Source organism: Streptomyces sp. NPDC002784 (assembly GCF_053592135.1).
This window is the reverse complement of sequence record NZ_JBSFVD010000132.1, coordinates 1-2,444: the sequence shown is the minus strand read 5'-3', so window position 1 is coordinate 2,444 and position 2,444 is coordinate 1. Positions and strand designations below refer to the sequence as shown.

Annotated in this window: 4 protein-coding genes; 1 reads left to right on the top strand and 3 read right to left on the bottom strand. The window is 65.7% G+C overall.

Annotated features, from left to right (window positions below):
* Nucleotides 1-445 (top strand): ATP-binding protein (locus tag ACWD1Z_RS37155; protein ID WP_451125297.1); only part of this gene is annotated, 445 nt, incomplete at its 5' end.
* 182 nt (nt 446-627) lie between these two features.
* Here the strand turns inward: ACWD1Z_RS37155 and ACWD1Z_RS37150 are convergent.
* The 3 genes from ACWD1Z_RS37150 to ACWD1Z_RS37140 all read right to left on the bottom strand — a co-directional run bounded on the left by ACWD1Z_RS37150 (nt 628) and on the right by ACWD1Z_RS37140 (nt 2,178).
* Nucleotides 628-990, bottom strand: coding sequence for a hypothetical protein (locus ACWD1Z_RS37150; protein ID WP_451125295.1), 363 nt, complete (start codon nt 988-990; stop codon nt 628-630).
* Between the two features lie 316 nt (nt 991-1,306).
* Nucleotides 1,307-1,534: a helix-turn-helix domain-containing protein gene (locus ACWD1Z_RS37145; RefSeq protein WP_389421438.1), complete on the bottom strand. Its 228-nt coding sequence runs from the start codon at nt 1,532-1,534 to the stop codon at nt 1,307-1,309.
* Entirely contained in the window at nt 1,534-2,178 is a 645-nt protein-coding gene (locus ACWD1Z_RS37140; protein ID WP_451125293.1) for a DUF2975 domain-containing protein, read from the bottom strand. Before ACWD1Z_RS37140 ends, ACWD1Z_RS37145 begins: the two co-directional genes overlap by 1 nt.
* Between the last annotated feature and the right edge of the window lie 266 nt (nt 2,179-2,444).

Sequence of the window (2,444 nt, the reverse complement as noted above, 5' to 3'; positions counted from 1 at the left end):
GCCCGGCACCGGTAAGACCCACCTCGCCACCGGGCTCGGCATCCGGGCCTGCCAGGCCGGACACCGGGTCGCCTTCGCCACCGCCGCTCAGTGGGTGACCCGCCTCGCCGAAGCCCATCAAGCTGGCCGCCTCAGTGACGAGTTGACCCGGCTGGGCCGGATTCCGCTGATCATCGTGGACGGGGTCGGCTACATCCCCTTCGAGCTCGAGGCCGCGAACCTGTTCTTCCAGATCATCTCGGGCCGCTACGAACGCGCCTCCGTGATCGTGACCAGCAACAAGCCCTTCGGACGCTGGGGTGAGGTCTTCGGAGACGACACCGTCGCCGCCGCAATGATCGACCGCCTCGTCCACCATGCCGAAGTGATCTCGCTCAAGGGCGACAGCTACCGCATGCGCGGCCGCGACCTCGGACGGGTTCCCACAGCCAACACCGGGGAATGACCAACATCAACTGACACAGGGGGTCAATCTTCCGAGTCGAGCACTGGGTCAGCTTTCAAAGACCGCCGACAACTCTTGCCACACCAGGCGCAGGCGCTAGAGCGTTCCGTCTGCTGGGGCGGACGCCCCCTCGCACCAGTGGCCTGACCAACCGTGGCGCGGCAGGTGCGGCAAGCCGTCTCTCAGCCTTCCCGAGGTTCGACTGGGCCAGCTGTCCGGGCGCCTGAATCCTTGCGTGCCGAGAGCAGGAACAGGACCGCAGCGGCGGCGGTGAAGCCGAAGCCGACGTTCATACAGACCATGACCGTCTCGAATGAGGCGTCGGCGATCCGGGGGATGCCGTTGACGAGCATGAGGGCGTAGATGCACAAAATGCCGTAGGCGCGAAGCCGCATCCCGGCCTGTCGCTTGCGCATCCACGGCGGTGTCCACCCCACCAGTATCGCCACCGGCACCGGTAGCATGAGCGCCGTGGACACTGCCAGCGCTATCCAGTGGTACAGCGGATTGCCGTTCACCCCGCCCCCTTCGTATGCGATCACCACCCTACGGAGGGTTGGCGAGGCCCGTCCACGCCGAACACCGCTAGCTTCCGGCGAAGCTATCCGGTCAGAGCGTTAGGCGCTGGTATAGGTGGCCGGGCAGTCCAGGAAGCTCGCAGCCACGATCCCGGTTGCGTCAGCCCGGGGAGCCGACGTCTGGGTCTGGCAGGCGCCGTCGCAGGTCGGCGGTGCCCGTATGCCTGGTCGCTGACCCGGCGAAACAGTCCTCCCTGCGGCATCCGGCCGAGGCGCCGGTCTCATCCACCCACCCTTTGCCGCATGCCGTTCTCAGCGAGGGCCAAGGGGACATAGCCAAGACTCAGTGCCGACGGTGACTGAGCAGATCGCCTGGCTGGCACTCCAGTACCTCGCAAAGGCGGGTCAGGGTGGTGAACCGCATGGCCCTCGCCCGGCCGTTCTTGAGAATCGACAGGTTCACGTGAGTGACTCCCACCCGGTCGGCGAGCTCCGCCAAAGTCATCCCGCGCGCTTTGAGCAGTTCATCGAGATGGACCTCGATCGCGTGCTCCTGCTTCTCCTCGGACATCAGACTGTTCCGTCGAGGTCTTCTCGCATGGCGATGCCGACCCGCATGATCCGGGCGAAAGAGAGGACGCCGAGGCCGGTGAGGATCGCCATGAAGGAAATGTCCCACGACCACAGTCCGGAGACAACGTTGATGTCGCCGACGCGGCTCAGCGAGTCGATGAGAGCTTCTTGGGCCGTGGAGACGGCCATCGCGGTGAGCACACTGCCGGCCAACAGCCACCAGCCCAGCCTGCGTAGCCGCTTTGCGGTCTGTGCGGTGTAGAGGCCGTCACGCTCCGCACCTCGGATCAGCTGCAGGACAAGCAGGAGCGCCCCGACGGTGAAGACGAAGGGGGCCAGCTGTGTTGCGGCGTTGAGGAGGCCCTGGACCGTACTGGCGGCCTCTGTGCAGTAGTTCGGGTGGGCGCCCAGGTCGACCGTGGCTCCCGGTGCGGGCCTGAAACCCGCAGGCGGCGCCTCGCCGACGCTCACCGTCGTCGTCGTATCCATGACGCATACGAACTTGTCGCCGATGCCGAGGACGCTCACGCCGTCCACGAGCAGCGCGCCGAGCAGGCCCACACCCATCAGCCCCGCGATCAGCGTCACGATGGCCGTGACCGCTGTCGACATCGGCTCCAGCGGATTGCGTACCCTCGCCATGATGCCCCCCGTATCGATTATCGATGTTATTGAAAAACGATACAGAGGCCGGTGGGAGTTCGGCAACCCCGGAGGCCAGACGTGATCGTTTCTGCGTTCGCGACGCAGAAGGATCAGCGAAGAGCCACGACCTGGGTGAACAGTGCGGCATGGTTGCTGGACCTCAACAGAGTGTCCGGCTGCGTCGTGTCCGTCCCGGACAGTCGCAGGAGATCGAACGCTGCGTTGGCACCCCTACTGGGAGACTTCAGACTCGTTGGACGGGC